We start from the raw sequence: 26,084 nt of genomic DNA on the forward strand, positions 1-26,084 counted from the left end.
CGCCCCCGCCCGCATTGCCCGCGATGACATCTGACCCGGACCGACCACCCCAGGACGTTCTCCACGGAGAGACCCGCCCGGGAAACGACGCTCGTCGGGAGCAGACCGACGCCCCGCCGGTGGTGCTCCTCGTCGAGGATGACGGCCTGCTGCTGATGGAGGCCGCCGACACCCTGGCGGAGGCCGGCTTCACCGTGCTGGAGGCCCCCCACGCCGACCAGGCGCTCAAGGTGCTGGAGAGCCGCTCCGACGTCGAGGTGCTGATGACCGACGTCGACATGCCGCTCGGCTCGATGAACGGCTTCGCCCTCGCCCGCCTCGTCTCGCGGCGCTGGCCGCGCATTCCCGTGCTGGTGGTTTCCGGCATGGGGAGCCCCGGCCCGCACGACATGCCCCCCGGCGCCCGCTTCATCCCCAAGCCCTACGCACCCTCGGCCCTGGTGCGGACGTTGCACGCCACCGTACGCCGCGCCGCCTGAGCCGATCCCTCCACGGACGATTGCCGATGACCGATCCGACCACGCTCCATTTCGCCACCCGGGCGGTCCATGCCGGCACCGCTCCCGATCCCGCCACCGGTGCCCGGGCGCAGCCGATCTACTTCACCAACGGCTTCGTGTTCGAATCGAACGAGCAGGCCGCCGACATCTTCGCCATGCGGGCGACGGGCTTCTCGTATTCCCGCGGCTCGAACCCGACCGTCGCGGCGCTGGAGCGCCGGGTCGCCTCGCTGGAGAGCGCCAAGGCGGCGGTCGCGGTGGCGTCGGGCCAGTCGGCGATGCTGCTCGTGCTGATGACCCTGATGCGCTCGGGCGACGCCTACGTCGCCTCCTCGCGCCTGTTCGGCGGGTCCCTCGGCCTGATGCGGCGGCTCGAGGGCCGCTACGAGCTCGTGCCGCAATTCACCCGGGGGCTCACCCCCGAGGATTTCGAAGCGGCGATCACCGACCGAACCCGGGCGGTCGTCTGCGAGTCGATCGTGAACCCCTGCGGGACGGTGATCGACCTCGCGGGCGTCGCCGCGGTGGCGCACAAGCACGGCCTGCCGCTCATCGTCGACAACACGCTCGCCTCCCCGGCCCTGATCCGCCCGATCGAGCACGGCGCCGACATCGTGGTCCACTCGACCTCGAAGTTCCTGTCGGGCTCCGGCACGGTGATCGGCGGCATCGTCTGCGACGGCGGCCGCTTCGACTGGAAGGGAACCGGCCGCTACAACCTGATCAACGAGCCCTGGCCGGACTATGACGGCCTCGTCGTCTCCGAGCGCTTCCCCGAGACCGCCTTCGCGGTCGCCTGCCGGCTGTTCGGCCTGCGCGACCTCGGCCCCGGCCTGTCGCCGATGAACGCCTTCCTGACGCTCACCGGCACCGAGACCCTGCCGCTGCGCATGGAGCGCCACTGTTCGAACGCGCGTGCGGTGGCGGCCTTCCTGAAGGACCACCCGAAGGTCGCCTGGGTCAGCTACCCGTCCCTGCCCGGCCAGCCCGGCGAGGCGATGGCCAACCGCTACTCGCCGATGGGCGCCGGCTCGATCTTCACCGTCGGCTTCAAGGGCGGCGAGGCGGCGGCGAAGCAGTTCATCACCGGGCTCAACCTGATCTCGCACCTCGTCAATATCGGCGAGATCAAGTCCCTGGCGATCCACCCGGCCACCACGACCCACCGCCAGCTCCCCGCCGCCGACAAGGAGGCCGCCCGGGTCGGTCCCGACACGGTGCGCCTGTCGATCGGGCTCGAATCGATTGAGGACCTGATCGCCGACGTGGCGCAATCGCTCGACGCGCTGGATTGAGCGTCGGGCGGCATTCCGGCCCCCACATGCTTCCGGATCGCCGCCCCTCGCATGCGTGACACGCACGAACATCGGTTCGGTGAGGAGCGGGGTCGTCAGCCGCTCGGTTGCCCGATCCGTCTTCTCCCGGGCCCCGATCCTCTCGTGCCGTTGCCCGACCGACGCAACATCGACGGGATGCGGGGTGACCGGCGTCCATGAACCCCGGTCGCCGGCCGGCCCCGGGCCGTCGCCATCCCGATCTCGGCGAGGTGGCCGCGCAGGGCGGCGAGTGGCTGCGGCGACGCTCTCGTCCCGTCGCCCGAAGCAGGGCGGGCGCGATCTCAACCTGTCGCGCTCGATGCCGTTCGAGGGTCGTCCGGCGCGACACGCCGAGGCTTCCGGGACCCCAGGACGACGCGGAGGGTTTCGGCACCGCGCCGGTGGTGCCGAGGCCCCCTACCCTTCCAACGGCTCGTCGCCGACCATCTCGATACCGAAGCCCGACAGGCCGACATAGGACCGCGCCGCGCTCGAGATGTTGCGGATCGAGACCACGCCGAGGTCGCGCAGGATCTGGGCGCCCAGGCCCACCTCGCGCCACTGGCGGACGCGGGCGGCCTCCGCCCCGTCCTCGCCGGCGCCGTCGGGCAGTTGCGACAGCGGCACGCCGGCGGTGCCGTCGCGCAGGTAGACGAGCACGCCGCGGCCTTCCTGCGCGAAGCGGCGCATCACCGCCTCGATGGTACGGCCACCCTCGATCACGTCCGCCACCACGTTCGAGCGGTGCAGGCGCACCAGGACGTCGCGGCCCTCGCCGATGCGGCCGTGCACGAAGGCGAATTGCTGCATCGGCTCGAACGGCGTGGTGTAGGCGTAGCCGGTCATCTCGCCCCACTCGGTCTTGACCGGGAAGGTGCCGACCCGCTCGACCAGCTTCTCGCGCGCCTGGCGGTACGAGATCAGCTCGGCGACCGAGATCTGCTTGAGGCCGTGCTTCTCGGCGAAGGCCGTGATCTGCGGCCCCTTCATCACCGTGCCGTCGTCGTTGGCGAGTTCGCAGATCACCCCGACGGGGGGGAGCTTCGCCAGCCGGCACAGGTCGACGGCGGCCTCGGTATGGCCGGAGCGCATCAGCACGCCGCCGTCCTTGGCGATCAGCGGAAACACGTGGCCGGGGCGCACGAAATCGGTGGCGCCCATGTTGCCGTTGGCGAGCGCCCGGACGGTGTTGCAGCGCTGCTCGGCCGAGATGCCGGTGGTCAGGCCGTGCTTGACGTCGACCGTGACCGTGAAGGCGGTGCCGAGCGGCGCGTCGTTCGAGGCGACCATCGGCTCGAGGCGCAGGCGCTTGGCCTCCGCCACCGTGATCGGCGCGCAGACGATGCCGCAGGTGTTGCGGATGATGAACGCCATCTTCTCCGGCGTGCAGAGCGAGGCGGCGACGACGAGGTCGCCCTCGTTCTCGCGATCGTCGTCGTCGGTGACGACCACGATCTCGCCGCGGGCGAAGGCGTCGAGGGCCTCGATGATTGATGCGTGGGACACGGGCATCTCCTGCCGCGAGGGGCCAAGCCCCGAGGGGACGAGCCCCAGGAAGTCGTTGGGGGTGACGGCGCCGCCGGTCGCCTGCGCCACGGCGGCGGCCGTCTCCCGCGAGAGCCAGGGCTCGGGATTGTTGCACAACCCCGTCACCGCCGCCGGAGAGAGCCCGCAGCGCCGCGCGAAGTCGATGCGGGTCACGCCCTGCTGCCGGAGCCAGTCGCCGAGTTTCACGCCGTCGTCATAGACCCGCGGCGATTTCAGTCCAACTGAAATCGCCGTGATTTCACTCCGGCTGAAACGACTCGGGCTGAAACACCGGCACGGGACCGGGTTCGGTCCCGACCTGCGCCCGGTGGCGCAGGAGGTGATCGGCGAGCACGCAGGCCATCATCGCCTCGCCCACCGGCACCGCCCGGATGCCGACGCAGGGGTCGTGCCGGCCCTTGGTCAGCACGTCGACCGGACGGTTGTCGCGAGTGACGCTGGCCCGCGGGGTCAGGATCGACGAGGTCGGCTTGACGGCGAAGCGGCAGACCAGGGGCTGGCCGGTCGAGATGCCGCCCAGCACCCCGCCGGCATGGTTGGCGAGGAAGATCGGCCGGCCGTCGTTGCCGGGCCGCATCTCGTCGGCATTCTCCTCGCCCCGGAGGGCGGCGGCCGCGAAGCCGTCGCCGATCTCGACGCCCTTGACGGCGTTGATCGACATCATGGCCGCCGCGAGATCCGCGTCGAGCTTGCCATAGATCGGCGCGCCGAGGCCGACGGGCACACCCTCGGCCACCACCTCGATCACCGCGCCGACCGACGAGCCGGCCTTGCGGATCCCGTCGAGATAGACGGCCCATTCCGCCGCCGCGGTCGCGTCCGGGCAGAAGAACGGGTTGTTCTGCACCTCGTCCCAGTCGAACCGGGCGCGGTCGATCGCGTGCGGGCCGATCTGAACCAGCGCGCCGCGGATGGTGATTCCAGCCAGCACCTTGCGGGCGATGGCCCCGGCCGCCACCCGCGCCGCGGTCTCGCGGGCCGAGGAGCGGCCGCCGCCGCGATAATCGCGGATGCCGTATTTCGCATCGTAGGCGTAGTCGGCGTGGCCCGGCCGGTAGCTGTCGCGGATCTCGGAATAGTCCTTCGAACGCTGGTCGACGTTCTCGATCATCAGCGCGATCGGCGTGCCGGTCGTGAGCTGGCGGCCGTCGGTCCGGTCGTCGGCAAAGACGCCCGAGAGGATGCGGACCTGATCCGGCTCCTGGCGCTGGGTGGTGAAGCGCGACTGGCCCGGCCGGCGGCGATCGAGATCCGCCTGGATCTCCGCCACGTCGAGCGGGATCAGCGGGGGGCAGCCGTCGACGACGCAGCCGAGGGCCGGCCCGTGGCTCTCGCCGAAGGTGGTGACGCGGAAGAGGTGGCCGAAGCTGTTATGCGACATCGGGGGTCTGCGAGAAATGGCGCCGCCGCTCTAGAGCATTTTGTGCCGTTCGGGAAATCGCCTCGCGGGGCATGGCATTTCGCGCCTACGACGGTACCACTGGCCAGCGGTGCCGCCGGAACTGGACGGGACGGGCTCGCCGCGGCAAGCCTCCCGAACGCAAGGACGCCCCGGCACCGAGCAGATCGGCACCGGGGCGTCGTCATGTTGCCGGATCCCCTTCGGGAGCGCCGCCCGGGCGCGTCTCTCCCGGGTCGTCGGGCGGATCAGCGGCGCTGGAACAGCGGCTGGGCCAGGGCTTCGGCACGGGCCATCCACAGGTCGCGCTCGGCGCGCAGCTCCTCGGCCTTGTCGACCTCCTGCTGCACGTGGGAGCGCAGGGCCCGCAGCTCATCGGCCAGCATCGCCTGCAGCTCGTCGTAGCGGTCGTTCTCCTGGCGCAGGCGCGCCTTGAGCATCATGTTCTCGGCCATCAGAGCGGCCAGGTCGTCGTCCTCGCCGCGCAGGGCCGGGGCGGCGGTCGCAGGCGCCTGGGCGGATACCGGCGCCTTGGCCGTCTCGGCGGCGACCTTGGCGGTCTCGGCACCGGCCTCGGCCGGGGCGACGATGCGCGGCTCCCAGGCCGTCTGGGCCTCGGCCGGGCGGCGCGGCGCGGCGGCGGCGGCCTGGTCGGCGGCGTCGATCCGGGAGAGGGTCGCGAGCCAGTCCTGGAGCGGGCCCTGGGCCGGCCGCGGCGCGGCGGTGGTCTGCGTCTTCAAAGCGGGTTCGGACACGCCGCGTCTCCTGCAAATCTTGCCTGCGAGTTAACGGCGGGATGGTTAAGAACCGGTAAACGCACCCCAACCCCTGCGTCCCGCGCCGGTCCCGCCTTGACATCGCGGGCGGCGGCCGGTAGGCCCCGCCGCTCAGGACGAGGTCTCGTCCCGACGCCGACCGGCCCGTGAGGCCGGAGGTCAACGCCCGACAGCGCGATGCGCCCTCGGGCGCGACTTGCGTTGGGCGAATCCTCGCGATCGGCCGCTCCATCGAGGGGCCCGCAGGAGACCGGATGACCAGGACCGACCCCACGCCGTTGCGCATCGAGGACGCGGTGAACGAGCTCTGCCCCTGGTCGGGCAAGCCGATCGCAGCCGACTCGCTGACGCTCTACAACGGCGCGGTCGTTGGCTTCTGCAATCCCGGTTGCCGCGACAAGTTCGAGCGGGCGCTCCACCACTTCGAGGGTGCCCTCCAGGCCCGGCGCGCCGCCTCCGCGGGCCTGCACGAATGACCTCGGACGAGTAAACCCGGAGACTGACGCGCATGTTCGAAGGCCTCTCCGATCGTCTTTCCGGCATCCTGTCCGGGCTGACCCGCCGCGGCGCCCTGACCGAGGCCGACGTCACCGCCGCCCTGCGCGAGGTGCGCCGCGCCCTCTTGGAGGCCGACGTCGCCCTCGAGGTGGTGCGCACCTTCACCGAGAAGGTGCGCGAGCAGGCGGTCGGCGCCGTCGTGCTGAAGTCGGTCACGCCCGGCCAGATGGTCGTGAAGATCGTCAACGACCAGCTCGTGGCGATGCTGGGCGGCGAGGCCGGCATCATCGACCTCAACGCGCCGGCCCCCGTCGGCATCCTGATGGTCGGCCTCCAGGGCTCGGGCAAGACCACCACCACCGCCAAGATCGCCCGGCGCCTGACCCAGCGCGACAAGCGCCGGGTGCTGCTCGCCTCCCTCGACACCCGCCGCCCGGCCGCCATGGAGCAGCTGGCGGTTCTGGCGAAACAGGTCGGCGTCGAGTCGCTGCCGATCGTCGCCGGCCAGTCGGCGGTGCAGATCGCCAAGCGCGCCATGGAGGCCGCGCGTCTGGGCGGCTTCGACGTGGTGATGCTCGACACCGCCGGCCGCGTCACCCTCGACGAGGCGCTGATGCAGGAGGCCGCCGACGTCAAGGCGGCCACCGGCCCGCACGAGGTGCTGCTCGTCGCCGACGCCCTGACCGGCCAGGACGCGGTCAACACCGCGCGGGCCTTCGACGAGCGGCTCGGCGTCACCGGCATCGTGCTCACCCGCATGGACGGCGATTCCCGCGGCGGCGCGGCGCTCTCGATGCGGGCGGTCACCGGCAAGCCGATCAAGCTCGTCGGCACCGGCGAGAAGGTCGACGCGCTGGAGGAGTTCCATCCGGCCCGCGTCGCCAACCGCATCCTCGGCATGGGCGACATCGTCTCGCTCGTCGAGAAGGCGGCCGAGACCATCGACCAGGAACAGGCCCTTCGCGTCGCCGAGAAGATGCGCAAGGGCAAGTTCGACCTCGACGACCTGTCGATGCAGCTCGCCCAGATGGAGAAGATGGGCGGGATCGGCGGCCTGATGGGCATGCTGCCCGGCATGGGCCAGATCAAGAAGCAGGTCGAGGGCGCCAACCTCGACGAGAAGATGTTCAAGCGCCAGCGCGCCATCATCTCGTCGATGACCCCCGAGGAGCGCCGCAACCCCGACGTGCTCAAGGCCTCGCGCAAGAAGCGCGTGGCGAAGGGCGCCGGCGTCGACGTCTCGGAGATCAACAAGCTCCTCAAGATGCACCGCACCATGGCCGACATGATGAAGGCCATGGGCTCGGGCAAGCGCGGCATCGGCCAGGCGCTCGGCAGCATGTTCGGGCTCGGCGGCGGCGGCATGGGCGGTGCCATGGGGGGCCTCGGCAAGATGATGGGCGGCGGCATGCCCCAGCCCACCCCCGAGATGCTCGCCGAGCTGCAGAAGGCCCTGCCGCCCGGCACCTCCCTTCCGCCGATGCCGCCCGGCCTCGGCGGCCCCAAGGCGTCCGGCCCCGCCGGCAAGCTGCCGGCAGGCCCTGCCGGTAAGGCGCCCCCCGCCGCCCCCGGGCTTCCGGGCCTGGGGGCCAAGCTCCCGGGCCTGCCCGGCCTCGGCGGCCTCCCCTTCGGCAAGAAGAAGTAGGTGGCGCGGGGCCGGAAGGTCCCACCCGCCCACATCGTCGAACGATCCTCGCACCCCTCCAACAAGGAAGAGACCCATGTCCCTCAAGATCCGCCTCACCCGTGGCGGCGCCAAGAAGCGCCCGTACTACCGCATCGTCGTCGCCGACGCCCGCTCGCCCCGCGACGGCCGCTTCATCGAGAAGGTCGGCGCCTACGACCCGATGAAGCCGAAGGACGATCCGGCCCGCGTGATCCTGGAGACCGAGAAGGTCCAGGCCTGGCTCGCCAAGGGCGCCCAGCCGACCGACCGCGTCCTGCGCTTCCTCGACGCCGCCGGCCTCGCCAAGCGTCCGACCCGCAACAACCCGCAGAAGGCCGAGCCCGGCACCAAGGCCAAGGAGCGCGCCGCCGCCCGCGCCGAGAAGGCCGGCGCCGCCGCCGACTCGGCCGAGTAAGACCGCGATCATGGCGCGCCGCCCCGACGCCCGTTCCTCCCGCGGTTCCACCCGCGGAGGTTCCGATCCGCGCCGGGGCGCAGGCGCGCCCGCGCGCACCGCGCCCGCACAAGACGCGCGCTCCGGGACCGGATCCCGGGGCGCCCCCTCCCCGGCTGCCCCAGTACAGGGCGGAGGAATCGCCCAGGACCCCGCCTTCGTGCTGCTGGGGGAATGCGGCCGCGCCCATGGCCTCCAGGGCGAGGTCCGGCTGAAATCCTACACCGCCGACCCGGTCGCGATCGGGTCCTACGGGCCGCTCACCGGGGCCGACGGCCGCCGGATCGAGATCCTGTCCCTGCGTCCGGCCGCAGGTGCCGCCGACATCCTCATCGCCCGGATCGCGGGCGTCTCGGGCCGCGACGGCGCCGAGAGCCTGAACCGCCTCGGCCTCTACGTCGCCCGCGAGCGCCTCGGCGCGCCGGAGGACGACGACGAATTCTTCGCCGCCGACCTCGTCGGCCTCGCGGTCGTGGACCGCGCCGGCCACACGATCGGCACGGTGCGGGCGGTACCGAATTACGGCGGCGGCGATCTCCTGGAGATCGCGCCGGCCTCGGGCGGCAGCCCGGCCCTCCTGCCCTTCACCCGGGATTTCGTGCCCGAGATCGACGTCGCCGGCCGCCGGGTCGTCGTCGAGCCGCCCGAGGATCTGTTCGCGCCGGCCGCGCCGCGGGATCCCGACGCCGCCTGAAGCGCCGGGCGACCGCTCGGTCGCGACGGACCGGATCCCTGCCCCCATTCACCCGGTGGACGGTCGCGAACGACACGAAAAAGCCTGCCCGGCGATCCGCCGGGCAGGCTTTCTTCGTTCGATCGGGCGGATCGCGGCCCGCGCGGGCCTCAGCGACCGCGGTTCTTGCGCTGCTGGCCGAGGCCCGAGCTCTTGGCGAGCTCGGAGCGCTGGGCGGCGTAGGTCGCGGCGACCATCGGGTAGTCGTGCGGCAGGCCCCACTTCTGCCGGTACTGGTCCGGGGACAGGCCGCGGGTGGTCAGGTGGCGCTTGAGCGACTTGTAGGGCTTACCGTCCTCGAGCGAGATGATGTAGTCCGGGGTGACGGTCTTGCGGATCGGCACCGGCGGCGTGGGCTTCTCGGGCTCGGGGGCCGGCGGGGCGGCGACGCGCTCGAGCGAGGCGTGGACGGCCGCGATCAGGCTTCCGAGGTCTCCGACCGGAACCGAATTCTTCGACACGTAGGCCGACACGATATCGGCCGTGAGCATGACGAGTTCGCCCGGCTCCTGGTCCTGAGTTTCCACGTCTGACATCATAAGGGTTCCGCTTCGAGAGTGTGGTGGACGGAGGCGTTGGAGCGGGCCGGCTCGGGTCCGCACCGCCACTCGATCTTCTTGGGAGCCGTTGCCCGCCAGGCCGACAGGGGCCATTGCCCGATCCCACAGAATCGTTGGCAAGTCTTTCGACGGATCGCAAGACGGCATCAGCAACGCAGCGATAAAATCAGGTAGTTCTTGTGGATTTCACGCAGATACAATCAGATTGAATATACTCAAGGTTGCAAACCGCGACTTGATTTCGCGGATAATTGCATAAAGATCAATCGGTCGCGGCGACGCCCGGGGAACAGGTCTGTCCGCGGCCCGGGCGCGGGCCGCCCCGCGACCGGGCCGGCCTCCGGCTCACGCCGCCGGCACGGGCGACGACCGCTCGGCCTGGGGGACGGCGGCCTTGCGAGACTGGATCTCGATGAAGACGCGCCGGACCTTGGGGCTCTGCGCCTTCATCCGTGCCTCGAGCTGGCTGACCAGCCGCTCGATCTGGCCGCCGTCGAGCCGGTCGTCCATGTCGAGGCTGACATTGACCAGAATGTCGGCCGGCCCGAGATGCTGCGTCAGCACCTCGTTGACGTGGGTCACGCCGGGTTCGGAGCCGACGATATCGTGGATCTTGGCGACCAGCTCCGGCTCCGCCGCCTCGCCGACGAGGAGGCCGTGGGTCTCGATCATCAGGAAGATCGCCATGCCGATCAGGATCAGCCCGATCACGATCGAGGCCGCGCCGTCGAAGGCGGGCTGCTTCAGGGTCTCGGCCAGGATGACGCCGCCGATCGCCACGACGAGACCGGTCAGCGCCGCGACGTCCTCGATCAGCACGGTGAACAGAGCCGGGTCCTTGCTGCGCCGGATCGCGGTGATCGGCGGCAGCCGGCCCTTCTCGCCCCAGAACGCCTTGAGCGCCACGAAGCAGGAATATCCCTCCGCCGCGACCGCGAAGCCGAGGATCGCCAGGTTGACGATCACGCCCGGGATGGTCCGGCCGAGGATCACCGCGTCGGCGGCGGGTTCCGGGTGCTGCAGCTTGTGGATGCCCTCGTAGACCGCGAAGGCGCCGCCGCCGAGGAAGATCAGCAGGGCGACCAGGAAGGCGTAGAAGTAGACCTCGCGGCCGTAGCCGAAGGGAAAGCGGGCATCGGCCGGCCGCTGCGCCCGCTTCAGGCCGACGAGGAGCAGGATCTGGTTGGCCGTGTCGACCACCGAATGGACGCCCTCGGCCAGCATCGCGCTGCTGCCGGTGAAGAAGGCGCCGACGAACTTCGCCACGGCGATCGCCAGGTTGGCGCCCGCGGCGGTGTAGATCGCGCCGCTGCTTTCGTGGGCCATGGTCGTCTCGCGCTCCTCGGGGGTGGTTCCGCATCGGGATGGCCGCGGCCCCGCATCGAGCGTGGCCGTGGCACAACCTGTGCTAACGCTGGGAAAGGCCGGATGGGTCCGGCCGCCGCGAGCGATCGTGCGCCGCTCCGTCCTCGAAAAGCGGATCCGTCCTGCGCGGCGCGGTTCAGGCCGCGTCGCGCAAGGCAGGCGCCGGGACCGGCAGGCCGAAATGCCCGTGGAGGGCCGCGATGCTCGCGGCGAGCAGGTCGCCGAGCGGCGCCAGCGCCGCCGCGTCGGGGGCGCGTCCCTCGACCCGCGCCGCGTGCTCGATGTCGCGCAGGTGCGAGGCCAGCGCCGCGGCGCCGACATTGAGGCTCATCGACTTCAGCCCGTGGGCGGCCCGAGCGGCGGCCTCGGCATCGGAGCCCGCCGCCGCCAGGGCGGCGAGGCCGTCGGGGCCATGCGCTGCGAAGAGCCCGAGCACCCGCTCGACGAAGGCCGAGCCGGAGCCCTCCGCCATCTCGGCGAGCCCCGCCAGGGTGTCGGGGTCGAGGAGCGCGACGGCCGAGCCCGCGGGCTCCGCCCCGGGGGCGGTCTCCGTGACGGACTCCATCGGAGCGTCGCCGGCCGTCGTCCCGGTCTCGCCGAGCGCGGCCGCGAGGGTGCGGGCGAGGTCGGTGAGCGTGAAGGGCTTGAGCAGCACGCCGTCCATCCCGGCCTCGCGCCAGGCCTCGGCCGCCGTACCGACGACGTGGGCGGTCGCCGCCACGATGGCGGTGCGGGGCGTCCCTTGCGCCGCCTCCCATTGCCGGATCGCCCGGGCGGCGTCGAACCCGTCGAGGACCGGCATGCTGCCGTCCATCAGGATCAGGTCGAAGGCACCGTCGCGTGCCGCTTCGAGGGCGCGGTAGCCGTCCTCCACGGTGACGACCCGGGTGACGCCGAGACGGCCGAGCGCCTCGACGGCGACCTCGCGGTTGACGGGGTTGTCGTCGGCCACGAGAACCCGGGCATGGGGGTAGCGCGGCAGGGCCGAGACCGGCCCGGCCTCGGCACCGATCCCCGCAAAGCCGTTGCCGGCGGCGAGCGCCGCGAGGGCGGGGCGCCATTCCGCCTGCGCCAGCGGCCAGCGCAGCAGCGCGTCGGCGAGGCCCGAGGAGAGCACCGCCGCTCCGCTCGGCTCGCCCATCGGCGCCAGCGCCACGACCCGGCCGGCCCCGTCCGGGCGCCGCCCGGTCCGGGCGAGGGCGGCGGCCTCGACGAGGTGGTGGGCGCCCTCCCCCGCCTCGGCCGAGGCGGCCTGCGGGATAAAGCCCGCCGCCCGCAAGCCAGCCGCCAGGGCGGTGCCGGTGGCCTCTCCCGACACCGCCACGACGACGGCCGGCACGATCTCCGGCGCCCGCGTCACGGGCTCGGCCTCGGCCAGGATGTCGAGGGGAATCTCGGCCCAGAAGGTCGAGCCGCGTCCGACCTCGCTCTCGACCCCGATCCGCCCGCCCATCGCGGCGACGAGGCGCTCGGCGATCGACAGGCCCAGCCCGGTCCCGCCGAAGCGTCGCGTGGTCGAACCGTCCGCCTGCGAGAAGGCGGAGAAGATCGTCGGCAGGGTCTCGGCCGGAATGCCGATGCCGGTGTCGGTGACGCCGAGACGCAGGGTCTTTCCCGCGTCCCGGGTCTCGAGACGGACCAGGACGTGGCCGGATTCGGTGAACTTGAGGGCGTTGTTGACGAAGTTGCCGAGGACCTGGCCGAGGCGCACCGGGTCGCCCGCGACGGAGAGCGGCACGTCGGGCCCGACGAACGCCGCGAGGTCGAGCCCCTTGGCCCGGGCACGCTCGCCGAACAGGGTGACGACGGTGTCGGCGACCTCGGCCGGATCGAGGGCGATGCGCTCGAGCGTGAGCTTGCCGGCCTCGACCTTGGCGAAGTCCAGGATGTCGTTGATGATCGCGAGCAGGCTCTGGCCGGAACGGGCGATCACCTCGGCGTAGCGGCGCTGGCGCGCCGGCAGGTCGGCGGCGGCGAGGAGTTCGGCCATCACCAGCATGCCGTTCATCGGCGTGCGGATCTCGTGGCTCATCGTCGCCAGGAACGACGACTTGGCGCTGTTGGCGGCCTCCGCCGCCTCCTTGGCCTCGCTCAGGTCCTGGGTGCGGTCGCTCACCTCCTGCTCCAGCCGGGCCTGATGCTCGACGAGGCGTTGGTCGCGCTCGCGCACCGTATCGAGGAGGCCGTTGAAGCTCGTGGCCAGCCGGCCGACCTCGTCGTCGGCGCCGGAGAGGATCGCGGCCCGACGGCCGTAATCGTGGTTCTCGCGCACCGCATCCATGGTGCGGGCGAGCGCGGTGAGCGGCCGGGTCAGGGCGCGCCCGAGGCGCCAGGCCACCGCGAACCCGACCGCCATGGCGAGCGCGGCCGCCAGGAGGCCGTTGCGCACCACGCCGTAGAGCCGGCCGGCGAGCTCGGACGCATCGGCGATCAGGGTCACCCGCCCGACGATCCGGGTGTTCTCCACGACCGGTACGCTGACCTTGACCGTGTGGACGAAGAGAAGGTGGAAGGGGCTGAAACCCCCGTCGTCGAGGTCGATGTCGTCGGACAGGCGCAGGCCGCTGCCCTGCTCGGCGAGCACCGATCCGTCCGGGCGGGTCAGCCCGGCATAGCCGACGCCCTCCACCTTGTTGATCGCCCGCAGCGCCGCGTGGGCGCCCGCCGCGTCGTTGGCGGCGGCGGCGCCCGCGGCGGCGGCGGCGAAGACGTTGGCGAGGTCGGTCAGCGCCCGGCGGGTATCGGCGGCGTAGCGGTTGGTCTCCTGCCAGCCGCCGATCACCGTGCCGGCGGCGAGCGCGACGATCACCGCGCCGAGCACCGCCCGGCCGAGGCGGACTGCCAGGCTGCGCGCCCCGCGCGCCGGGCCGGCGGGATCGGCGGCCGGCCGGGGGGCGGGCGACGGCGGACCGGGATCGGCGCGCCGCCGGCCGAGCCGGGATCGGGCGAAGCGGGAGGGCGCCGCACCGGTCGCCCGGTCGGCCGCGGGTGCCACCGGTCCGGCGGCCGGGCGCCCCGGGGGCGGAGCGTCGGGCGCCTCGGCGACGCGGATCACCCGGGCGCGCAGGTCCCGGTTCTGGCCCGGCCCCGGGTGCGGCATGTCGCCGTCCGCCATCGTCCCGCCCGTCACGATCCCCGACCTCACGCGGCCCGGCTCGCGGCCCGGCCGACCAGGTCCGCGACGGCGTCCCAGCGGGACAGGAAGGCCTCGACCACCGCCGGATCGAAATGCGCACCGGATTCCCGCAGCAGGAAGGCGTGCGCGGCGTCCAGCGTCCAGGCGCGCTTGTAGGGCCGGTCGCTGGTCAGGGCATCGAAGACGTCCGCCACCGCGACGATGCGGCCGGGCAGCGGGATGTCGGTGCCGGCGAGCCCGTTGGGGTAGCCCGTGCCGTCCCAGCGCTCGTGGTGGCTCACCGCGATCTCGGCGGCGAGGCGCACCACGTCCGACGAACTGTTGGCGAGGATCCGGGCGCCGCGCTCGGCGTGACGCTCCATCTCCCGGCGCTCCTCGGCGCTCAAGGGGCCGGGCTTGAGCAGGATCGCATCGGGAATCGCGATCTTGCCGACGTCGTGCATCGTCGAGGCGAGGCTGATCAGCCGGCACTGGTCGGGCGAGAGGCCGAGGGCCTCGGCGATCAGGACCGTGTAGTTCGCCACCCGGGCGACGTGATCGCCGGTATCGGTGTCGCGGTGCTCGGCGGCGCGCATCAGCACGGTGACGATCTCGCGCTCGCGCGCCTCGACCTGGGCGACGGCGGCCGCGACCTCCTCGGCGAGCCGGGCGGATTGCGCCGCCTCGGCCTTGTGGGCGCGGCGGAGCGCCAGCAGGTTGGTGACGCGGGCCCGGATCTCGACCGGGTCGCAGGGCTTGTTGACGAAGTCGGTGGCGCCGGCCTCCAGGGCGGAGCGGCGCAGGGCGCGCTGGTCGAAGCTCGTCACCATCACGATCGGCACGTGGGCGAAGCCCGGCAGCGCCCGCAGGGCCCGGATCACCGCGAGGCCGTCCATGCCCGGCATCTCGTAGTCGGTCAGCACGATGCCGATCTCGTCGGTGTGGGCGGCCGCGCAGGCGAGCGCGTCGGCCGGCCGCGTGAAGCTCTCGGGGCGGCACCCCACGATCGGCCGCAACGCCTCGAGCATCAGCAGGTTGTTCAACTCCGCATCGTCGAGGACGATCGCACGCATGAGGTCTCCTCCGGCGGGAGCTCGCCCCCGCCCCGCGACCGTGCCGGGGAAACCTTGACAACTCACTCCCCGCAGAGCGGCGATTTCGCGCGATCGGCCGCCGTTCCGGTGGTTCCGCGGCGGTTTGCGGCGTCTTAGGCTTTGAAACTGGACGCGGGCGGCGCTAGAGCACTGGCGGCGGCCGCGCGAAACCCGGAGCGGCGGCCGGACAGCTCCGCACACTTCCCGGCGCGACACGAGACGGGCGCGCCCCCGCACGCAGGACAGACGAGACCAACACGATGGCCGGCTTCAAGGACCAGAACTTCAACGACCGGCGGAGCACGTCCGCGGACGCGAAGAAGGCCCTGCTGGAGAGATTCAAGGCCCGGCCCGCCGCCGACGACCCCGAGGTCCAGGCGCGCCTGGCGGAGCGCCAGAAGATCGCCGAGGCCCGCGCCGCCCGCACCGCGGAGCGCGACGCCGCCAAGCAGGCCGAGGCCGAGCGCCGCGCCGCCGAGGAGGCCGAGGCCAAGGCCCAGGCCGAGCGCGAGGCCGCTGAAGCCGCGGAGCGCGAGGCCGCCATGGAGATCGAGCGCAAGGCCGCCCGCGACGCCCGCTACGCCGCCCGCAAGGCCCGCCGCAAGTAGCCGATACGCCTGCGGCCGCCCCGAGGGACGGCCGCCATCGTTCATCAGCCCGCCGGGATCCGCTCCCGGCGGGCTTTTTCGTCCGCGGGCCGCTAAGCCCTCCCGGCGCGGTCGCGACGACCCGACATCGGGCCACGTGTACCGGGCGCCCATCGCGGGACCGCCTTCGCGCGGCACGTGCCGGCTGCGCTCAGGCGTGGGGGACCCTCGCTCGCGAGAGAGACCTCACTCGCCCTTGCGCGGACGGCCCCGGCGGGCCGGGCTCGGGGCGGTGTCGCTGGCGCTGGCGCTCTCCGCCGCGAGCCGGGCCGCCGCGGCGCGGTCGCGGCGGATCTGGCCGAGGCCGAGGGTCTTGGCGAGTTCGGACCGCTGGGCGGCGTAGGTGGCGGCGACCATCGGGTAGTCGTGCGGCAGGCCCCACTTCTGGCGATACTCGTCCGGGGACAGCCCGCGGGTGGTGAGGTGCCGCTTCAGCGACTTGTAGGGCTTGCCGTCCTCGAGACTGATGATGTGGTCGGGCGTGACGGTCTTGCGGATCGGCACAGGCGGCGTCGGCTTCTCGGGCTCGGGGGCCGGGGGAGCGGCGACGCGCTCGAGCGAGGCATGGACGGCCGCGATCAGGTTCGCGAGTTCTCCGACCGGCACCGAATTCTTGGACACGTAGGCCGACACGATATCGGCCGAAAGATTGATCAGATGCGAGGTCGGTGCCAGTTCGTCAGCGCTCATGTAGCCCCTCCTTTTTGGAAAACTTATTTGCACATGTCGCCAAAAAGCCTAACAGTCAATGAAATTTTTTATTGGCGAGTAGATTGTAACGGATAAGAGCGGTCGAAACACCGTTGCCGACAAGGTGCTGCTTGTGAAGCGAGCACTTCATTGCCCATGAGCGGTTGTAGAAGGAAAATTTGCTCCGCCGCGATTTCGATGCGAACCTAGCCAGGCGACTTAAGACCGTCCGATGATGACTGTTACAAGGTTACAGCTCGGCGGTCGGTTACCCTACGAAATCAATACTATCGGTTGTGATGCCGGGATCGGCCTTACTCAATAGTAGTGTCGGCACGGCACACGGGTCGCGGCCGTCCATGCAATCTTAAGATGCACCAAAAAATTTCGATCCCGCGAATCGAAGAAGGGCACCCGCTCTCGCGGGTGCCCTTCGGGCCGCATGGAGGCGGCAGGCCCGCACGACGGCGGCGGGCTCACGCCGGAGCGGCCTCGCGGCCGATCCTCCGACGCCTTGGTCTCGCTCGCGCGCGCCAGGCCCTCAGGGCTTCGGCGCGGCGGCCGGGGTCGCGGGCTTGCCGGTCGCCGGAGCGGCGGGAGCGGCCTTGGCGGCGGCGGCCCATTCAGGGTCGGGCCGCGGACCGCTCGGGGTACCGGTCGGGGCGGTGAGCTGGCCCGCGGCGGTGTCGCTGACGCGGGTCCAGGTCTGGGAGCCGCACAGGAAGCCCATCAGGCAGCCCCTGACGTTCAGCTCGCCCGGCTCCTCGGTCCAGATCGAGACGTCGTAGAGCTTGCCGTCGTCGGCGTTGTAGATCTGGCCCTCGTAGCGATTGTCGGCGTTGGGCTTGAGACCCATGATGAGCTGGTGGCCGAGGGCGGGCCGGCCGCGCTTCTTGGCGTCGGCGTTCTTGAAGTCGACCCGCGGCTGGCCCTTGTCGTCGTTGGGGGTCTTCAGCCAGACGGCGTAGCCGCAGACGCGGTCGGTGCGGCTCGGGCACTTCTCGATCCGGATGCGGGCACGGCCGTCCTCGGTCAGCCAAGTCCCGCTCGGGTCTTTGGGGGTGGCGAGCGCCGCTCCCGAGGACAGGCCGAGGGCCACGAGCGCCCCGGTCAGGACCTTCTTCATACTATACACCCTCGTCTGGCGGTGCGGTCCGCGCATGCCGTGATCCGTCGCTGATGCCGCATCGCGCGGCCGGATGCCAGAGGCCGGCCCATTGCGTCGGAATCGTGGGCGGCCGAGGCGGACATGCTGCCTCACGGCGGGATGTCACATGGCCGGCCGCTCCTGCGGCGAGCTAGAGCAGCGACGCCGGGCGGCAATCCCGCACAGGCCGAACCACTGTCGATTTCGGGTCTCGCGAACTCGACGCATGGGATCTCCATGGGATCTCGATGTCGGCAATCTCGACATTCGCGATCTCGACCGCCGCTTTCCCGACTGCCGCGCCGCGGCGTCCCGCATCACCGCCAGGGCTGCCGCATGTTCACGACCGAGCTTCTCGTGATGACCTCCGCCACCCTCGGGGCGATCGTCATCGTGCTCGCCGCCCGGCCGGGCGTCAGCTTGCGCACGAGCCTGCCGCGGCTGCCCAGGGCCGTCGGCGCCGCCCGCCGACCCGCCGGACGCTGAGGCGAGCGACCCGGGGCCACCGGCCGTGCGACCTCGTCCGGAAACAGGGAAATTACGGGGAGATCTCGTGGTTTTTGGTGCGGTGCAGCACCGCGGGAACCCGGAAAGGCTGCTAGACTTCGGCAAGTCATAGGTCGCGCCGTCGCGGCGCCCCAGACCCCGAGGAGCCGACCCGACCGTGCCGCACGCCTCCGAGCTGATTGCCATCATCGCCCTCGGGCTCGTCTTCGCGTTCGTCGGCGGCATGCTCGCGCAGCGTCTGAAGCTCCCGCCGCTGGTCGGCTACCTGCTCGCGGGCCTCGCGGTCGGGCCACATACCCCGGGCTTCGTCGGCAATGCGGAGCTGGCCGGACAGCTCGCCGAGATCGGCGTGATCCTGCTGATGTTCGGGGTCGGCCTGCATTTCTCCATCGGCGACCTGATGTCGGTGCGGGCGATCGCGCTGCCCGGCGCCGTGGTGCAGATCGCGGTCGCCACCCTGATGGGCCTGGCCCTGAGCTTTGCGTGGGGCTGGGGCCTCGGCGCCGGCCTCGTCTTCGGCCTCGCCCTCTCGGTCGCCTCGACGGTGGTGCTGCTGCGGGCGCTCGAGGAACGGGGACTGCTCGATTCCGACAAGGGCCGCATCGCCGTCGGCTGGCTCATCGTCGAGGACCTGGCGATGGTGCTGGCCCTGGTGCTGCTGCCGGCGCTCGCGGGGCCCCTCGGCGGCGAGAGCGCGGGGGCGGCGCACGGCATCGCCGGCGACGGCAACATCTGGCTCACCCTCGGGCTCACCTTCGCCAAGGTGACGGCCTTCGCGGTCGTGATGCTGGCCGGCGGCCGGCGGGTGGTGCCCTGGATCCTCAACCAGGCCGCCCGTACCGGCTCGCGCGAGTTGTTCACCCTGGCGGTCCTGGCGCTGGCGCTCGGCATCGCCTTCGGCTCGGCGGAGCTGTTCGGCGTCTCCTTCGCGCTCGGCGCCTTCTTCGCCGGCATGGTGCTGGCGGAATCCGACCTCAGCCACCAGGCCGCCGCCGATTCGCTGCCCTTGCAGGATGCCTTCGCGGTCCTGTTCTTCGTCTCGGTCGGCATGCTGTTCGACCCGACGATCCTGCTGCGCGAGCCGCTCGCCGTGGTGGCCACCCTGGCGGTCATCCTGGTCGGCAAGTCGCTCGCCGCGGTCGCGATCGTGCTCGCCTTCCGCCACCCGCTCTCGACGGCGCTGACCATCGCGGCGAGCCTCGCCCAGATCGGCGAGTTCTCGTTCATCCTGGCGAGCCTCGGGATCGGCCTGAAGCTGCTGCCGCCGGAGGGCCGCGACCTGATCCTCGCCGGCTCCCTCCTGTCGATCACCCTCAATCCGCTGATCTTCGCCGCGCTGAGCCGCCTCGCCGGCTTCGTCGAGGCGCGGCCGGGGCTCGCCGCCCGGTTCGAGCGCGGCGGCGACGAAATCGCGATGGCCACCCACGACAAGGGCCGGGAAGGCCACGCGGTGGTGGTCGGTTACGGCCGGGTCGGCGGCGCGATCGGCAAGGCGCTCGAAGCCTGGGAGCTGCCCTTCGTGGTGGTCGAGCGCGACCGGCGCCGGGTCGAGGAACTGCGCGGCGCCGGGATCGCGACCGTGTTCGGCGATGCCGGCGCGCCCGGGATCCTCGACGCCGCCGATGTCGGACGGGCGCGCCTGCTGGTCGTGGCGAGCCCGGATTCGCATCAGGCCCGCCGCCTGATCGAGATCGCCCGCGAGGCCAATCCGGGGATCGACACGGTGGTGCGCACCCACAGCGACACGGAGCGTCGCAGCCTCGAGGAGGAAAAGGTCGGCCTGGTGCTGATGGCCGAGCGCGAGGTCGGCTTCGGCATGGCGCTCTACGCCCTGCGCAGCCTCGGCCTCGGCGAGGGCGAGGCGCGCCTCTTCATCGACACCAGCCGGGCCGAGAGCCGGGCCGAGCCCGTCGTGGAGGCCGAGCCCGAACTCGGCGCCCCGGAACTGCGCCCTCACCGCGAGGCGCAGGCGGAATCGTAAGGAAGCGTGATCGAGGACCGCGCCGGCGGCACCATCCGGCCCAGGATCCAGCCCAGGATCCGGCCCCGTCGCGCGACGACGCTCGTCGGTGCGACATGTGACCGTTACCTCGTCCATCCCGGACATGGACGAGGTCTTGCGTCGTTCGGTCGGCTCACCTTCGGCGTCGGCCCATGCTATTCAGAATGCCCGAGCACGATTCGCCCATGACGAGCCTGCGCAAGACCGCCTCCGTCCGTCCGGCCACGATCGCGGCAGCCACCCATGGCTACGCCGCGGCCCTGCGTGCACGGCGCGCCGCCAACGACAACCGGCCCGCCCCGGGGCGTCGGCGCAACCTCGCGCTCGTCGCGGGGGCCTGGCTCGCCGGTCTGGTCGCGGCGGCCATCGCCCTGTGGCGCACCGGGGGCTTCTGAGCAGAGCCGGTCGCCCTGCGATCCCCCCATGACGATCCGAAGGCCGTTCGCCGGCGCTTCGGCCAAGACGAAACGCGCCCGCCGGACGGAAGAACCGCCGGGCGAGCGCGCCGAAACAGGGCTGGATCTCGTTCGTGGAACGGGATCAGCGGGCGTGGTGGTGACGGTGCATGCGGCGATGCTTCATCATGCGCTTGTGGCGCATGGTCGGCTGCATGGACTGGCGCGGGGCCATGCGCATGGCCGGGGCGCCGCCGGGAGCACCCATCTCGCGCTGCACGCCGCCGAGCGGGCCGCCGGCCTGCGAGCCGGAATTGTTGTAGGGCGAGCCGCCCTGGGCGAAGGCCGGAGCGGCGGCGACGGTGAGGACTGCCGCGACCAGGCAGGACTTGAGGACGTTCATCGGGCACCTCGACAATAAGGCAGCCCGTCAAGTCGGGCCGTGCTGAGAAGACGCACACGGCCGGGTTTGGTTTCATGGCCCCGCTTGATTCCCTGTTATCTCCTGTGGAGAGCGGGCTTCCGGGACCGGGCACTGGGAGCGAAGGGCCCGGCCGGCGGCCGGCCCCCTCCCCCGCCGGGCTCCCTCGAGCGCGTCACGATCGCGCTGCCATCGCGAAGCTTTCTCGATCTTTGATCCAGCCGCATTTTCTGCGACGAACCGGCATCCACGTCGTCGGAAAATGCTGCAGACCGCGAGCGGCCGGCTCACCAGCTGGTGAGCACCGCGCCGCCGAACTTGCTCTCGATGAAGGCCTTCACCTCCGGCGAGCGGTAGGATTCGACGAGCGTCGCGACCCAGGGCTTGTCCTTGTCGACGCTGCGCACCGCGATCACGTTGACGTAGGGGCCCTTGGGCTCCTCCTTCAGGATCGCGTCGCCGGGCTTGAGGCCGGCCGCGGTGGCGTAGTTGGTGTTGACCGCCGCCGCGTCGACGTCGTCGAGGGAGCGCGGGGTCTGGGCCGCGTCGACCTCGACGATGCGCAGGCGCTTCGGGTTCTCGGTGATGTCGGCGACGCTCGGCTTGAAGCCGACGCCGGGCTTCAACTTGATCAGCCCCTTGTCCTGCAGGAGCAGCAGGGCGCGGCCGCCGTTGGTCGGGTCGTTCGGGATCGCCACCGTGCCGCCCGCCGGCACCGCGTCGAAGCTCTTGTGGCGCTTCGAGTAGACGCCCATCGGAAAGTTCACCGTCTGGGTGACGCTCTCGATCTTGTAGCCGCGATCGGCCTTCTGGTTGTCGAGATAGGGCTGGTGCTGGAACGAGTTGGCCTCGAGCTCGCCCGACGACAGGGCCTCGTTCGGCACCACGTAGTCCGAGAACTCGACGACCTGGAGGTCGAGGCCCTTCTTGGCGGCGATCGGCTTCACCGCCTCGAGGATCTGGGCGTGCGGGCCCGGCGTGACGCCGACGCGCACGCGCTGGCCCTGCGCGAGGGCGGGAAGGCTGGCGGCGGTGAGGAGCACCGCCAGGGTGAGGCTACGCAGCATCGGGGTCACGCTCCGGGGGACGATCGAAAGAGGACGGAAGGGGGGGTCAGCCGTGGCGCAGGCGCTTGTTCATGCGCCGCGCCAGCCGGTCGCCGAGGGTCTGGACCAGCTGCACCAGGACGATCAGCACCACCACGACGGCGAGCATCATCTCGGGCATGAAGCGCTGGTAGCCGTAGCGGATGCCGAGGTCGCCCAGACCCCCGCCGCCGACGGCGCCGACCATGGCGGAGAATCCGATCAGCGACACCACCGCCAGGGTGAGGCCGAGCACGATGCCGGGCAGGGCCTCGGGGATCAGCACCTTGAGGACGATCTGGAGCGGGCTCGCCCCGAAGGCCCGGGCCGCCTCGACGAGGCCGCCATCGACCTCCCGCACCGCGCCCTCGACGAGGCGGGCGATGAAGGGGATCGCCGCGACGGTGAGCGGCACGGTGGCGGCGCTGGTGCCGATCGAGGTGCCGGCGATCAGTCGGGTGAACGGGATGATCGCCACCACCAGGATGATGAACGGCGTCGAGCGGGTGGCGTTGACGACGAGGCCGAGCACCCGGTTGGCCCAGGGCGCGGCGAGCAGTTCACCCCGTCCGCTGGTGGCGAGGAAGACCCCGAGCGGCAGCCCGACGAGCGTGCCGATGGCGGCCGCGACCGCCACCATCTGCAGCGTGTCGAGGGTGGCCTGGACGAGGAGGCGGGTCAATTCAGGCGACATGAGACGAATCCGAAGCGCCGGGCGCGGCGGTCCGTTGCCAGCCGGCGAGGTCGAGGGTGCCGAGCCATTCGACGTCGAGGCCGCGGGCGGCGAGGAACTCGGTCGCGCGGGTCACCGTGGCGGCGTCGGGCGGGATCCCGACCACCAGCGTGCCGAACGGACGGCCGGCGATCTCGTCGACGGTGCCCGACAGGATGCCGGCCGGAATGTCGAGGTCGCGGGTGAGCTGGGCCAGCACCGGGTCGGTGGCGTGCGGGCCCCGGAAGGTGATGCGCAGCACCGCCTGCTTGCCGTCGCCCTGCCCTGCGGGGACCGGGCCGGGCGTGAGGCGCGCGGCGAGCGCCGGCGGCAGGGTGCGGCCGGTCTCCTCGTCGAAGAAGGTGCGGGTGATCGCGGCTCTCGGCCGGGTGAAGACCTCGAACACGTCGCCGCTCTCGGCAATGCGGCCGCCGTCCAGCACCGCGACCTCGTGGGCGATCGCCCGGATCACCGCCATCTCGTGGGTGATGAGCAGGATCGTCAGGCCGAGCTCCCGGTTGATCCGGCCCAGCAGGTCGAGGATCGAGCGGGTCGTCTCGGGATCGAGGGCCGAGGTCGCCTCGTCGGAGAGCAGCACCTTCGGGTTGGTGGCGAGCGCCCGCGCGATGCCGACGCGCTGCTTCTGGCCGCCGGACAGCTCCGCCGGGTAGCGGTCGGCCTGGGGCCCGAGCCCGACGAGATCGAGGAGTTCGGCCACCCGGGCGCGGATCGCGGCCTTGTCGGTGCCGGCCACTTCGAGGGGCAGCGCGACGTTGCCGGCGGCGGTACGGGCCGAGAGCAGGTTGAAGTGCTGGAAGATCATGCCGATGCCGCGGCGCTCCCGCCGCAGGGCGGATTCCGACAGGCTCGAGATCTCGGCCTCGCCGACGATCACCCGGCCGCGGCTCGGCCGCTCCAGCCCGTTGACGAGGCGGATCAGCGTCGACTTGCCGGCGCCCGAGCGGCCGATGACGCCGAGCACCCGGCCGCGGGGCACGGAGAGGTCGATGTCCTCGAGCGCCGTCACGGCGCCGGCACCGCGGCGAGCGGTATAGGTCTTCGCCACCCCTTCGAGGCGCACGAGGGCGTCGCGGGGATCGAGCCGGCCGCTCAGGTCCGCCGGCACCGGCACGCGGACGGGGGCCGTCACGGCACGCGGGTCCGGGCGGGCGGGGAAACGGTGGCGGTCATCGGGGTCCTTCGGCGGGGTGTCTCGAGCCGGATGGCGGCCGGCACAGAACCCCAGAACCGGACTTTCTGTCAACCGGAATGTTCTTTTTGAAGAACACGCCGGGAGAGAAGAGCTTTTTTCGCGTGGCCTCGCTCCCGTCAACGCCCGGGCCGCGCGACGGGGTGCGGAAAACCGTGCATTCTCCTTGCTCCGCCCTTGCCCTCCCGGGTCCGCGCGGCCCAGGACGGGGCTCGCAGGAGTGCGCGATGCGACGCCAACCCTTCGGACATGCCGGGCCCGCGGTGCCGGTGATCGGGCAGGGAACCTGGTACCTCGACCAGGGCGAGCCCACCGTGGCGGCCGCCGCCCTGAATCGCGGTCTCGACGTCGGCATGAGCCACGTCGATACCGCCGAGATGTACGGCGAGGCCGAGCCGCTGATCGCCGAGGCGATCGGCGACCGGCGCGACGAGGTGTTCCTGGTCTCGAAAGTGCTGCCCGGCAACGCCTCGCGCCGCGGCACGATCGAGGCCTGCGAGCGCTCGCTCCGGCGCCTCGGCACGGACCGGCTCGACTGCTACCTCCTGCACTGGCGCGGCCCCCATCCCCTCTCGGAGACCTTCGCGGCCTTCGAGGACCTGGTGCGGGCGGGCAAGATCCTGTCCTGGGGCGTGAGCAACTTCGACGCCGACGACCTCGACGAGGCCTTGTCCGTGGCGGGTCCCGGCCGCATCGCCTGCAACCAGGTCCTCTACCACCTGGAGGAGCGCGCGATCGAGCATGCGGTGCTGCCCTGGTGCCGGCGGAACAGCGTCGCGGTCGTGGCCTACAGCCCGTTCGGCCACGACAGCTTCCCGGGACCGGCGACGCCCGGCGGTCGGGTCCTGGCCGAGATCGCCGACAGCCATGGCGCCACGCCCCGCCAGGTGGCGCTCGCCGCGCTGACCCGGGGGGACGGTGTGCTGGCGATCCCGAAGGCGTCGAGCCCGGCCCACGCGGCCGAGAATGCCGGCGGCGGCAGCCTCACCCTGAGCGACGCCGAGTTCGCCCGGATCGATGCCGCCTTCCCGCGCGGCCCGAAGCCGCGGCACCTGCCGATGCTGTAGGGACGCCGGCCGGAGCCTGCCGTCGTCAGGCCGCCCCGCGATCCGGCGCCGCGGAGGCGTGCAGGCTGTCGCGCAGGGCCAGGATCTCGTCGCGCAGAGCCATCAACCGGTCCGCCGGCTGGCCGGAGGCGCAGACGATCTCGTCGGGGAACGGCATCGCCTTGTCACGCAGGGCCGCCCCGGCCTCGGTCAGGCTGATGCGCATCAGCCGCTCGTCCTGGACGTCCCGGGCCCGGTGCACCAGGCCCGCCGCCTCCAGGCGCTTGAGGAGCGGCGTCAGCGTGCCGGAATCGAGATAGAGGCGCTGACCCAGAGATTTCATCGTCTGCCCGTCCTGTTCCCAGAGCAGCAGCAGCACCAGGTATTGCGGATAGGTCAGGCCGAGCCGGTCGAGGAGGGGCTTGTAGATCCGGTTGAAGGCGTGCGCGGCGGAATAGACCGCGAAGCAGATCTGGCTGGAAAGGTGCAGCGCGTCGGCGCCATCGGCGCCGGCATCGATCTCGGACATGTCCCGCTCCTCGAGGTACTCCGTCGGGCGGGCCCGACCGCCGGAGCGCCCGACACGACCCCGCATCGGCAAGCGCCATCTCCCATCATATCGGTATCGTTGCGCAAAAATCAAATTGCGCACAATGAGAAACTGGCCTAAGAAGCCGCCACGGCGGATCCGAGACCGCCCGGGATCGACCCGTCCCGGGAGCACGGCCGCCCCGACAGCAGGAGAAGTCCGATGTCCGTCGACGTGAAGTACACCACCCAGGCGACTGCGACCGGCGGCCGCGACGGCCGCGCCCAGACCCAGGACGGCAGCCTCGACGTCAAGCTGTCGACCCCCAAGGAGCTCGGCGGCGCCGGCGGCGCCGGCAACAACCCCGAGCAGCTCTTCGCGGCCGGCTACGCCGCCTGCTTCCTCGGCGCGATGAAGTTCGTCGGCGGCCAGGAGAAGATCGCCGTCCCGGCCGACACCACCGTGACCGCCAAGGTCGGCATCGGCCCGCGCTCCGAGGGCGGCTTCGGCATCACCGCGGACCTCACCATCTCGCTGCCGGGCCTCGACAAGGCGACCGCCGAGACGCTGGTCGAGAAGGCCCACCAGGTGTGCCCGTACTCGAACGCCACCCGCGGCAACGTCGATGTCGGCCTGACGGTCGCGTAATCCTTCGGAGTCCGGGCGGCT

Annotated in this window: 26 protein-coding genes; 12 read left to right on the forward strand and 14 right to left on the reverse strand. The window is 71.8% G+C overall.

What is annotated here, in order from left to right:
- The first annotated feature begins 155 nt into the window (after positions 1-155).
- Positions 156-479: a response regulator gene (locus miv_RS16790; protein WP_244276617.1), complete on the forward strand. Its 324-nt coding sequence runs from the start codon at positions 156-158 to the stop codon at positions 477-479.
- Positions 480-505: 26 nt separating this feature from the next.
- Positions 506-1,795 (forward strand): O-acetylhomoserine aminocarboxypropyltransferase/cysteine synthase family protein, encoded by a 1,290-nt coding sequence (locus tag miv_RS16795; protein ID WP_058618632.1) that lies wholly within the window; start codon positions 506-508, stop codon positions 1,793-1,795.
- A 438-nt stretch (positions 1,796-2,233) separates the two neighbouring features.
- On the opposite strand, the gene ribB is transcribed toward miv_RS16795, so the two are convergent.
- The 3 genes from ribB to miv_RS16810 form a co-directional block, all read right to left on the reverse strand.
- Positions 2,234-3,328 (reverse strand): 3,4-dihydroxy-2-butanone-4-phosphate synthase, encoded by a 1,095-nt coding sequence (ribB, locus tag miv_RS16800; protein WP_407942722.1) that lies wholly within the window; start codon positions 3,326-3,328, stop codon positions 2,234-2,236.
- 274 nt (positions 3,329-3,602) lie between these two features.
- Positions 3,603-4,745, reverse strand: a complete 1,143-nt coding sequence (aroC, locus tag miv_RS16805; protein WP_207177877.1) for a chorismate synthase — start codon at positions 4,743-4,745, stop codon at positions 3,603-3,605.
- A gap of 266 nt (positions 4,746-5,011) precedes the next feature.
- A complete protein-coding gene (locus miv_RS16810; protein ID WP_048430613.1) occupies positions 5,012-5,518 on the reverse strand; it encodes a hypothetical protein in 507 nt (168 codons plus the stop codon).
- Positions 5,519-5,793: 275 nt separating this feature from the next.
- Between miv_RS16810 and miv_RS16815 the strand changes: the two genes are divergently transcribed.
- The 4 genes from miv_RS16815 to rimM all read left to right on the forward strand — a co-directional run bounded on the left by miv_RS16815 (position 5,794) and on the right by rimM (position 8,851).
- The gene (locus miv_RS16815) at positions 5,794-6,015 is read left to right on the forward strand and encodes an eL24 family ribosomal protein (protein ID WP_048427034.1); all 222 of its coding nucleotides are present in this window, start codon (positions 5,794-5,796) and stop codon (positions 6,013-6,015) included.
- 32 nt (positions 6,016-6,047) lie between these two features.
- Positions 6,048-7,682 (forward strand): signal recognition particle protein, encoded by a 1,635-nt coding sequence (gene ffh / locus miv_RS16820; RefSeq protein WP_207177878.1) that lies wholly within the window; start codon positions 6,048-6,050, stop codon positions 7,680-7,682.
- 76 nt (positions 7,683-7,758) lie between these two features.
- Entirely contained in the window at positions 7,759-8,118 is a 360-nt protein-coding gene (gene rpsP / locus miv_RS16825) for a 30S ribosomal protein S16 (RefSeq protein ID WP_048427032.1), read from the forward strand.
- Positions 8,119-8,128: 10 nt separating this feature from the next.
- Positions 8,129-8,851 (forward strand): ribosome maturation factor RimM, encoded by a 723-nt coding sequence (gene rimM, locus miv_RS16830; RefSeq protein ID WP_207177879.1) that lies wholly within the window; start codon positions 8,129-8,131, stop codon positions 8,849-8,851.
- Between the two features lie 149 nt (positions 8,852-9,000).
- Here the strand turns inward: rimM and miv_RS16835 are convergent, their stop codons facing one another.
- From miv_RS16835 to miv_RS16850, 4 genes are all read right to left on the reverse strand, one after another.
- Complete coding sequence (locus miv_RS16835; protein WP_048427038.1) at positions 9,001-9,426, reverse strand: Ros/MucR family transcriptional regulator; 426 nt, start codon at positions 9,424-9,426, stop codon at positions 9,001-9,003.
- Positions 9,427-9,795: 369 nt separating this feature from the next.
- Positions 9,796-10,776: a cation diffusion facilitator family transporter gene (locus miv_RS16840; RefSeq protein ID WP_048427030.1), complete on the reverse strand. Its 981-nt coding sequence runs from the start codon at positions 10,774-10,776 to the stop codon at positions 9,796-9,798.
- A 175-nt stretch (positions 10,777-10,951) separates the two neighbouring features.
- The gene (locus miv_RS16845) at positions 10,952-13,960 is read right to left on the reverse strand and encodes a hybrid sensor histidine kinase/response regulator (protein WP_244748557.1); all 3,009 of its coding nucleotides are present in this window, start codon (positions 13,958-13,960) and stop codon (positions 10,952-10,954) included.
- Complete coding sequence (locus tag miv_RS16850) at positions 13,957-15,003, reverse strand: HD-GYP domain-containing protein (RefSeq protein WP_048427029.1); 1,047 nt, start codon at positions 15,001-15,003, stop codon at positions 13,957-13,959. The genes miv_RS16845 and miv_RS16850 overlap by 4 nt, the downstream gene beginning before the upstream one ends.
- Before the next feature lie 281 nt (positions 15,004-15,284).
- Between miv_RS16850 and miv_RS16855 the strand changes: the two genes are divergently transcribed.
- Complete coding sequence (locus miv_RS16855) at positions 15,285-15,632, forward strand: DUF6481 family protein (protein WP_048427028.1); 348 nt, start codon at positions 15,285-15,287, stop codon at positions 15,630-15,632.
- A gap of 225 nt (positions 15,633-15,857) precedes the next feature.
- On the opposite strand, the gene miv_RS16860 is transcribed toward miv_RS16855, so the two are convergent.
- A complete protein-coding gene (locus miv_RS16860; protein WP_048427027.1) occupies positions 15,858-16,361 on the reverse strand; it encodes a Ros/MucR family transcriptional regulator in 504 nt (167 codons plus the stop codon).
- 541 nt (positions 16,362-16,902) lie between these two features.
- Complete coding sequence (locus miv_RS16865) at positions 16,903-17,487, reverse strand: DUF2147 domain-containing protein (RefSeq protein ID WP_048427026.1); 585 nt, start codon at positions 17,485-17,487, stop codon at positions 16,903-16,905.
- A 381-nt stretch (positions 17,488-17,868) separates the two neighbouring features.
- Here miv_RS16865 and miv_RS33740 point away from each other — a divergent pair, with 381 nt between their 5' ends.
- The 3 genes from miv_RS33740 (at position 17,869) to miv_RS16875 (ending at position 20,412) form a co-directional block, all read left to right on the forward strand.
- Positions 17,869-17,994, forward strand: coding sequence for a hypothetical protein (locus tag miv_RS33740; protein WP_274534361.1), 126 nt, complete (start codon positions 17,869-17,871; stop codon positions 17,992-17,994).
- 178 nt (positions 17,995-18,172) lie between these two features.
- On the forward strand, positions 18,173-19,996 hold the full coding sequence (locus miv_RS16870) for a cation:proton antiporter domain-containing protein (protein ID WP_048427025.1): 1,824 nt from the start codon (positions 18,173-18,175) through the stop codon (positions 19,994-19,996).
- A gap of 206 nt (positions 19,997-20,202) precedes the next feature.
- Positions 20,203-20,412, forward strand: coding sequence for a hypothetical protein (locus miv_RS16875; protein WP_048427024.1), 210 nt, complete (start codon positions 20,203-20,205; stop codon positions 20,410-20,412).
- A gap of 145 nt (positions 20,413-20,557) precedes the next feature.
- On the opposite strand, the gene miv_RS16880 is transcribed toward miv_RS16875, so the two are convergent.
- From miv_RS16880 to miv_RS16895, 4 genes are all read right to left on the reverse strand, one after another.
- A complete protein-coding gene (locus miv_RS16880; RefSeq protein ID WP_058620612.1) occupies positions 20,558-20,815 on the reverse strand; it encodes a hypothetical protein in 258 nt (85 codons plus the stop codon).
- A gap of 305 nt (positions 20,816-21,120) precedes the next feature.
- Positions 21,121-21,900: a MetQ/NlpA family ABC transporter substrate-binding protein gene (locus miv_RS16885; RefSeq protein WP_058620218.1), complete on the reverse strand. Its 780-nt coding sequence runs from the start codon at positions 21,898-21,900 to the stop codon at positions 21,121-21,123.
- A gap of 46 nt (positions 21,901-21,946) precedes the next feature.
- Entirely contained in the window at positions 21,947-22,612 is a 666-nt protein-coding gene (locus miv_RS16890; protein WP_048427022.1) for a methionine ABC transporter permease, read from the reverse strand.
- Positions 22,602-23,780 carry a methionine ABC transporter ATP-binding protein gene (locus miv_RS16895; protein ID WP_058620219.1) on the reverse strand — a complete coding sequence of 393 codons (1,179 nt, stop codon included), beginning with the start codon at positions 23,778-23,780 and terminating at the stop codon, positions 22,602-22,604. The genes miv_RS16890 and miv_RS16895 overlap by 11 nt, the downstream gene beginning before the upstream one ends.
- A gap of 287 nt (positions 23,781-24,067) precedes the next feature.
- Here miv_RS16895 and miv_RS16900 point away from each other — a divergent pair, with 287 nt between their 5' ends.
- Entirely contained in the window at positions 24,068-24,907 is an 840-nt protein-coding gene (locus miv_RS16900) for an aldo/keto reductase (protein ID WP_058620220.1), read from the forward strand.
- 25 nt (positions 24,908-24,932) lie between these two features.
- Here the strand turns inward: miv_RS16900 and miv_RS16905 are convergent, their stop codons facing one another.
- Complete coding sequence (locus tag miv_RS16905; protein ID WP_048427019.1) at positions 24,933-25,415, reverse strand: MarR family winged helix-turn-helix transcriptional regulator; 483 nt, start codon at positions 25,413-25,415, stop codon at positions 24,933-24,935.
- Positions 25,416-25,637: 222 nt separating this feature from the next.
- Between miv_RS16905 and miv_RS16910 the strand changes: the two genes are divergently transcribed.
- Positions 25,638-26,063, forward strand: coding sequence for an organic hydroperoxide resistance protein (locus tag miv_RS16910; RefSeq protein ID WP_048427018.1), 426 nt, complete (start codon positions 25,638-25,640; stop codon positions 26,061-26,063).
- Positions 26,064-26,084: the final 21 nt, after the last annotated feature.

The sequence above is a fragment of the Methylobacterium indicum genome (assembly GCF_017347565.1).
GTDB classification, from domain to species: Bacteria; Pseudomonadota; Alphaproteobacteria; order Rhizobiales; family Beijerinckiaceae; genus Methylobacterium; species Methylobacterium indicum.

Bases quoted from the DNA above. Each gene is read 5' to 3' on its own strand.
- miv_RS16850 (WP_048427029.1), bottom strand. From the start codon at position 15,003: ATGCGTGCGATCGTCCTCGACGATGCGGAGTTGAACAACCTGCTGATG.
- ribB (WP_407942722.1), bottom strand. From the start codon at position 3,328: ATGCCCGTGTCCCACGCATCAATCATCGAGGCCCTCGACGCCTTCGCC.
- miv_RS16855 (WP_048427028.1), top strand. From the start codon at position 15,285: ATGGCCGGCTTCAAGGACCAGAACTTCAACGACCGGCGGAGCACGTCC.
- miv_RS16790 (WP_244276617.1), top strand. From the start codon at position 156: ATGGAGGCCGCCGACACCCTGGCGGAGGCCGGCTTCACCGTGCTGGAG.
- miv_RS16860 (WP_048427027.1), bottom strand. From the start codon at position 16,361: ATGAGCGCTGACGAACTGGCACCGACCTCGCATCTGATCAATCTTTCG.
- miv_RS16910 (WP_048427018.1), top strand. From the start codon at position 25,638: ATGTCCGTCGACGTGAAGTACACCACCCAGGCGACTGCGACCGGCGGC.
- rpsP (WP_048427032.1), top strand. From the start codon at position 7,759: ATGTCCCTCAAGATCCGCCTCACCCGTGGCGGCGCCAAGAAGCGCCCG.
- ffh (WP_207177878.1), top strand. From the start codon at position 6,048: ATGTTCGAAGGCCTCTCCGATCGTCTTTCCGGCATCCTGTCCGGGCTG.
- aroC (WP_207177877.1), bottom strand. From the start codon at position 4,745: ATGTCGCATAACAGCTTCGGCCACCTCTTCCGCGTCACCACCTTCGGC.
- miv_RS16885 (WP_058620218.1), bottom strand. From the start codon at position 21,900: ATGCTGCGTAGCCTCACCCTGGCGGTGCTCCTCACCGCCGCCAGCCTT.
- miv_RS16875 (WP_048427024.1), top strand. From the start codon at position 20,203: ATGACGAGCCTGCGCAAGACCGCCTCCGTCCGTCCGGCCACGATCGCG.
- miv_RS16840 (WP_048427030.1), bottom strand. From the start codon at position 10,776: ATGGCCCACGAAAGCAGCGGCGCGATCTACACCGCCGCGGGCGCCAAC.
- miv_RS16890 (WP_048427022.1), bottom strand. From the start codon at position 22,612: ATGTCGCCTGAATTGACCCGCCTCCTCGTCCAGGCCACCCTCGACACG.
- miv_RS16835 (WP_048427038.1), bottom strand. From the start codon at position 9,426: ATGTCAGACGTGGAAACTCAGGACCAGGAGCCGGGCGAACTCGTCATG.
- miv_RS16815 (WP_048427034.1), top strand. From the start codon at position 5,794: ATGACCAGGACCGACCCCACGCCGTTGCGCATCGAGGACGCGGTGAAC.
- miv_RS16900 (WP_058620220.1), top strand. From the start codon at position 24,068: ATGCGACGCCAACCCTTCGGACATGCCGGGCCCGCGGTGCCGGTGATC.
- miv_RS16795 (WP_058618632.1), top strand. From the start codon at position 506: ATGACCGATCCGACCACGCTCCATTTCGCCACCCGGGCGGTCCATGCC.
- rimM (WP_207177879.1), top strand. From the start codon at position 8,129: ATGGCGCGCCGCCCCGACGCCCGTTCCTCCCGCGGTTCCACCCGCGGA.
- miv_RS16905 (WP_048427019.1), bottom strand. From the start codon at position 25,415: ATGTCCGAGATCGATGCCGGCGCCGATGGCGCCGACGCGCTGCACCTT.
- miv_RS33740 (WP_274534361.1), top strand. From the start codon at position 17,869: ATGACCTCCGCCACCCTCGGGGCGATCGTCATCGTGCTCGCCGCCCGG.
- miv_RS16865 (WP_048427026.1), bottom strand. From the start codon at position 17,487: ATGAAGAAGGTCCTGACCGGGGCGCTCGTGGCCCTCGGCCTGTCCTCG.
- miv_RS16880 (WP_058620612.1), bottom strand. From the start codon at position 20,815: ATGAACGTCCTCAAGTCCTGCCTGGTCGCGGCAGTCCTCACCGTCGCC.